The following is a 5,556-nucleotide window of genomic DNA, read 5'->3' on the forward strand; positions in this document are numbered from 1 at the left end:
CGCTGTCGTAAAGGGTCTCTTCCGCCATCGGGTCGCTCAGGGCATACCAGTTCTGCAGGAAATAGACCCGCAGCATCACCTCCAGCGGCATCGGTGGCCGGCCGCCCTTCGGCCCAGCCTTGGGATAATGCGGTGCGATCAGCGCGAGTAGCCGACCCCAGGGCACCACCGCGTCCATCTCAGCCAGGAATTGCTCACGCCGCGTGACCTTCTTCTTCATCGCATCGCGCAACCCGGGAAAGGCGGGCTGTTTCGGCATAGGTGGGGCTCCTTGCAGGGATGCCCAAGTCTACCAGATCAGGCAGAAGTCGGGAGGTTTTTCAGACGTTCCCTAACTGTGGGGTGCCCGAAGGTTGAAACGGCAAGATGACTTGACGGGACAACGCAATCGCCCTAGTTGCGATCAAACCACACCGACCGGACGGTATAGCCTTGCCAGATCAGCCACAGACCCGCAAGCGGAATTCAAGCCCGCGTATTCTCGCGGCGGCGCGGACCATCGCCGTTCGCGACGGGGTCGCGCGTGTCTCCATTGAAGCGATCGCGCGGGAAGCAGGGCTGAGCAAGGGCGGCGTGTTGCACAATTTTCCCACCAAGCGCGTCCTTATGGAAGCGATGCTTGAGGAAATGCTCGAAGAACATCGCGCGCTGCACGCCAACCTGCCCGAAACCGAACCCCGTTCGACGCTTCGGCAGCATCTGCTCACACTGCGCAGCTTTTCCAGATCGGATTCCGATTTGTCGATGGCCATTCTGGCGGTCGCAGCGGTTGAGCCGGACTTACTGGAACCGCTTCGGAATGTTCTGAAAACGGATCTGGCGATTATAGGATCTGAAACAAACGACCCGACGACAGCGCGGATCCTGTTTTTCGCGCTACAGGGAATTCGATTTCACAAACTGTTAAAGCTTCCGGATGGAGGTAGTGCCGTGCTGGACGATCTTGCCGCACGGATCGAGGAGATGGATGACGATGCGAGCTAAGTCAGGATTGGCGTTGCTTGGGGCGATTGGACTTGCGGCGATTTCAGCCCTTTTTCTCGGCCTGCCGGGGTGGTCGATCGTCGCGCAGACGGTGGACAGTCAAGCTGCAGCCCTGACGGCGGAGCCTTCGTCGGATCCTGTTGCACAAGCCCGTGTCCTCGCGGTCGAGATCACCCGGGCCGAAGCAGTCGCCGAGACCCAAAGCCGTTCCTTCGCCGGAACGGTCGAAGCTCTTCGCACGGTCGATCTGGCCTTTCAGGTCTCTGGCCAGTTGCTGGAACTGCCTGTCGTTGCAGGCCAGCATGTTTCCGCGGGCGCGCTGATCGCATTGCTGGATGTGACGGATTTCGAACTGGCGCGTGATCGCGCGCAGGCCACTTACGATCTGGCGCGAACGGAACTCGATCGCGCCGCAGCTTTGGCAGAGCGCGGCGTTTCGGCTGATGCGCGGCTGGAAACGGCGCGGGCGGAATTTGCACAAGCCGAAGTCGCCCTGCGCGAAGCCGGGCGTCGCCTGACCCAGACGGCAATCCACGCGCCCTTCGATGCCGTGGTGGGCCGCACCTTTGTGGAAGCCTTTGCCAATGTGACACCGTCCGCGCCGGTCGTCCGCTTGCAGGACATGTCAGAGCTTCTGATCCGGATCTCGCTGCCCGAAGATCTTGCCGCCACCGCCCGCGTCGCCCCCGAGCTTTTTTCCGTGACGGCTCTCTTTCCCGCCGCGCCGGGTTACCGAGCCACGCTGGAACCGCGCAGCTTCCGGACCGATGCCGACGCCACCACGCGCACCTTCGACATCGAATTCCGTATCACGGGCGACCTCGATCCGCGCGTGCTTCCCGGCATGACCGCCAATGTTATTATCGGCGAACGCAGCGGCAATGGTGCGTTGCAGGCAGTGACGGTCCCGGTCTCGGCTGTGGACACAACCAGCCGGGAGGAGCCGACGCTCTGGATCTACGACGCTGATACCAGCACGGTGTCGCGCCGCGCGGTGCGGCTGGGCCTGCCGCGGGACAATTGGATCGTGATCCTCGAAGGGCTGGAGGCCGGCGAGACGGTGGTGTCGGGTGGTTGGTGGCGTCTGCGCGAAGGAGCCCAGGTGCGTGCGGTCAACCTCTGACCCTGGCGACAATATCAACGGGCGTTAAGCCGGGGAGACCCCGAACGTGGCATCTGTTTCAGAAAACGCTGAAGGTATGAGCATCGCGCGCGGCGCCATCCGGCGCCCGGTTGCGGTCTGGCTGGCGATCATCTTCTGTCTTGTCGGCGGGCTCTGGGGCCTGTCGAATGTCGGGCGGCTGGAGGATCCCAGCTTCACGCTCAAGACGGCGCTGGTCTTCGTGCCCTATCCCGGCGCCACCGCCGAGGAGGTGGAAGAAGAGGTCGCTGATGTCATCGAGACGGCGCTTCAGCAGATGCGCCAGCTTGACCACGTCGAATCGAAATCCATGCCGGGCATGGCCCAGATCACGGTCGAGATTGTCGACAGTTACGGGCCTGACGAGATCCCGCAGGTCTGGGACGAGATGCGCCGCCGGATTGGTGACGTGCGCGGCGAATTGCCCGCAGGTGCCCGCGATCCGATCATCAACGATGATTTCGGCGATGTGTTCGGGCTGTTCTACGCGGTGACCACGCAGGGTCTGACCCCGTCCGAAGAGCGCGATCTGGCGCGCATGCTGCGGCGAGGGCTCGTGACGGTTGACGGCGTTGCACGTGTCGAAGTTCAGGGCCTGATCGAGGAAGAAATCACGGTGGCCGTCAATCCGGCCCGACTTGAAGCATTGGGGCTTCCGCCCGATCAGCTGATTGGCGTCATCGCTGGCGAAAATCAGATCTTTGCCAATGGCGAAGTGACGGCCGACAGCTCCCGGATCGCCTTGTCGGTGCCGCCCGGCTACGTGACGGTCGAAGGGATCGAGTCGCTGCGCCTGGGCGCGGCGGGACAGGTCGGACAGGCCGCTGTCTACGATATCGCGCGGGTGTCCCGGCACGAGACTGAACAACCCGGACAGATCATCCGTCAGGACGGTGTCCGGGCCTTCACCATCGGCATTTCTGCCCTGACCGATCGCAATGTCGTCGAGGTGGGCGAGGCCGTCGAGGTGCGGCTGGCCGAACTGGCCACCACTCTTCCCGCGGGCACCGAACTGATCCCGATCTACGAGCAACACAAGGTCGTGGACGAGGCCGTCTCAAGCTTCCTTGCCGGCCTGTTCCAGTCGGTTGCAATCGTGGTGGGCGCGTTGATGCTGACCATGGGCTGGCGGGCCGGTCTGGTCGTGGGCGCGACCCTCGGCCTGACCGTGATGGCAACCGTGTTCTTCATGGCGGTTTTCGCTATCGAGATGGAGCGTATCAGCCTGGGCGCGCTGATTATCGCCATGGGGATGCTGGTGGACAACGCCATCGTCATCGCCGAAGGCATGGTGATCGGGATGGCGCGCGGCAAATCGCCCGAAGATGCCGCCGCCGAAACCGAAGGCGCAACAGGCATCCCCCTGCTTGGGGCAACCGTGATCGGGATCATGGCGTTTTCCGGCATTGGCCTGTCACCGGATGCGACCGGCGAATTCCTGTTTTCGCTCTTCGCCGTGATCGGGATCTCGCTTCTGCTCAGCTGGGTTCTAGCCGTCACCGTTACGCCCTATCTGGGCAAACTGTTGCTCAAGCCGCCGAAGGACACGTCGTCCGCCCCCTATCGCGGTCTGATCTACCGGTCCTACAGCGGCATCCTGCGCAGCGCATTGCGACTGCGCTGGCTGGTCCTGCTGGGGATCGTCGGGATCACTGTCGGTTCGATCATGGCCTTCGGGCAGGTCAAGCAGGCGTTCTTCCCCAACTCCAACACGCCGCTTTTCTACGTGCAGTTCCAGTTGCCACAAGGCACCGACATTCACACCACCGACCGCGAAATGAAGCGGCTTGAACAGATCGTGATGGCCGAACCTGATGTGGTTGCGGTGACCACGCTCGTCGGGCGCGGGGCCAGCCGGTTCATGCTGACCTACGACCCCGAACAGGCCAATGCCAGCTACGGTCAGTTGATCGTGCGCACGCGCGATGCGCTGGTCATCCCGGAAATGGCCGCCCGTCTGGCGCGCGATCTGGGGGCGCAGTTCCCCCATGCCCTGGTCCGCACTGAAGAGCTGGTCTTTGGCCCGCCCGCAGGGGCCGCGGTCGTGGCGCGCTTTTCCGGCCCGGACCCGTTGATCCTGCGACAACTGGCCGACGAGGCGCTGATGATCTACGAGGCCGCAGGCACCATCATCGATCCGCGCACCGATTGGCGGCAGCGCGAGCTGATGGTTGTGCCGGTGGTCGATGAAACGCGCATGCGCCTGACAGGGGCGACGCGCCAGTCGATTGCCGAAACGGTGCAGTTCGGCACATCCGGCCTGCGGGTCGGCGCTCTGCGCGAGGGCGATGCAGAAGTGCCGATCTATCTGCGCCTGCCCGAGAATGAGCGCGGCGGCGTCGAGCGTGTCCGCGATCTGCCGGTCTGGTCACCCGGCGCCGGGGCCTATGTGCCGTTGTCGAACATGGTGACAGACATGCAGGTGCAATTGGCCGAGGCGCTGATCCATCGCCGTGACCGCGAACGCACGATTTCCGCGCAGGGCAGCAACCGGCCCGATCTGACAGCGGATGAGGCGTTCCGAAGCATCCGGGCTCAGGTCGAGGCGATGGAGCTGCCCAATGGCTACCGGCTGGAATGGGGCGGCGAGATTGAAAGTTCGCAGCAGGCACAGGAATCGCTGGGCAAACAGCTGCCGCTGGGGTTCCTCGTGATGCTGACGATCTCGATCCTGTTGTTCAACAAGGTGCGCCAGCCGCTGATCCTGTGGCTTGTCGTGCCGATGTCGGTCACAGGCATGGTTCTGGGGCTTCTGATCAGCGGGTTGCCCTTCACTTTCACCGCACTTCTGGGCTTCTTGTCGCTGTCGGGGATGCTGATCAAGAACGCCATCGTGCTGGTCGAGGAGATCGACCTGCGGCGCGCCTCGGGCGAGCCGGACTACGACGCGGTGGTCGCGGGGTCCGTCAGTCGTCTGCGCCCCGTTGTTCTGGCAGCGGGCACGACCATCTTCGGGATGCTGCCACTTCTGCCAGACGCCTTCTTCGCCTCGATGGCGGTCACGATCATGGGCGGGCTTGCGTTTGCGTCGGTGCTCACCTTGCTGGCGGTGCCGGTCCTCTATGCGATCCTGTTTCGTATCCGATCCCCCCGCAATGCTCGGCTTCCTGCGAAAGAACGGTTGGTCGAGCAAGCTTGATCGTGCCCCGGTCGTGGCACGAGTTTCGGGCCTCGAAAGGGCCTGGCGGGTCATCGGCCTCGATGGGGGACAAGGGTAACTTTCTGGCGGCTATCGCGCCGAACTAGTGTTCTGAATCTGACGCTTGCTACCGGTTTCCCCTGATTTCATCGAGGGCATCAAGAGCGCATCGTTCCCGGGTGAGGATGTCTTCGGCGGTTTTGGTCCAGGTGAATGGCTTTGGTTTCGTGTTGTGCTGACCGAGGTAGTCGTAGATAGCGGCTTCCAGATCGTCGACGCTGGTGTAACTGCC

At 63.1% G+C, this 5,556-nt stretch carries 4 protein-coding genes; 3 read left to right on the forward strand and 1 reads right to left on the reverse strand.

The window, feature by feature from the left end; all coding sequences use genetic code 11:
• Positions 1-259 (reverse strand): transposase (locus tag ENN83_RS13040; RefSeq protein WP_287187626.1); only part of this gene is annotated, 259 nt, incomplete at its 3' end.
• A 173-nt stretch (positions 260-432) separates the two neighbouring features.
• Between ENN83_RS13040 and ENN83_RS13045 the strand changes: the two genes are divergently transcribed.
• The 3 genes from ENN83_RS13045 to ENN83_RS13055 all read left to right on the forward strand — a co-directional run bounded on the left by ENN83_RS13045 (position 433) and on the right by ENN83_RS13055 (position 5,264).
• Entirely contained in the window at positions 433-984 is a 552-nt protein-coding gene (locus ENN83_RS13045; RefSeq protein WP_287187628.1) for a TetR/AcrR family transcriptional regulator, read from the forward strand.
• Entirely contained in the window at positions 968-2,107 is a 1,140-nt protein-coding gene (locus ENN83_RS13050; protein ID WP_287187630.1) for an efflux RND transporter periplasmic adaptor subunit, read from the forward strand. The genes ENN83_RS13045 and ENN83_RS13050 overlap by 17 nt, the downstream gene beginning before the upstream one ends.
• A gap of 76 nt (positions 2,108-2,183) precedes the next feature.
• Positions 2,184-5,264: an efflux RND transporter permease subunit gene (locus tag ENN83_RS13055; protein ID WP_287187632.1), complete on the forward strand. Its 3,081-nt coding sequence runs from the start codon at positions 2,184-2,186 to the stop codon at positions 5,262-5,264.
• Positions 5,265-5,556: the final 292 nt, after the last annotated feature.

Origin of the sequence: Rhodovulum sp. (assembly GCF_011048875.1) — a bacterium.
GTDB lineage: Bacteria > Pseudomonadota > Alphaproteobacteria > Rhodobacterales > Rhodobacteraceae > Rhodovulum > Rhodovulum tesquicola.

Excerpts from the sequence above, each read along its gene's own strand:
- ENN83_RS13055 (WP_287187632.1), top strand. The coding sequence starts at position 2,184 with ATGAGCATCGCGCGCGGCGCCATCCGGCGCCCGGTTGCGGTCTGGCTG.
- ENN83_RS13050 (WP_287187630.1), top strand. The coding sequence starts at position 968 with ATGACGATGCGAGCTAAGTCAGGATTGGCGTTGCTTGGGGCGATTGGA.